This is a genomic window from Bacillus sp. HY001 (assembly GCF_007558965.1).
GTDB classification, from domain to species: domain Bacteria; phylum Bacillota; class Bacilli; order Bacillales; family Bacillaceae_G; genus Bacillus_A; species Bacillus_A mobilis.
This window is the reverse complement of record NZ_VLTE01000127.1, coordinates 1-243: the sequence shown is the minus strand read 5'-3', so window position 1 is coordinate 243 and position 243 is coordinate 1. Positions and strand designations below refer to the sequence as shown.

General features: G+C 36.6%; 1 protein-coding gene. It reads right to left on the bottom strand.

What is annotated here, in order from left to right:
* On the bottom strand, positions 1 to 175 hold a 175-nt coding region (locus tag FOT98_RS28870; protein ID WP_186292142.1), incomplete at its 3' end, for a helix-turn-helix domain-containing protein.
* Positions 176 to 243: the final 68 nt, after the last annotated feature.

The following is a 243-nucleotide window of genomic DNA, read 5'->3' as shown; positions in this document are numbered from 1 at the left end:
TTGTAAATCGTTTCTGTAAAGCTAACTGTGAAACAGATTTTCCAAATAGCTTATAGTATCTATCACTCATTCTTTTACAATAGTTATAAGCAAATCTTGCAGCTCCAGCATGGTTTCTAAGCACTTGTTCTTGTTCAGGCGTTGGAATCAGTCTGACTTTCTTCGCCAATATCATCAGAATGTAACTCCTTTAATGAAAGATTTGTTCTTCTGAATCGTAGCGTGTTCCACCAGCATTCTCCT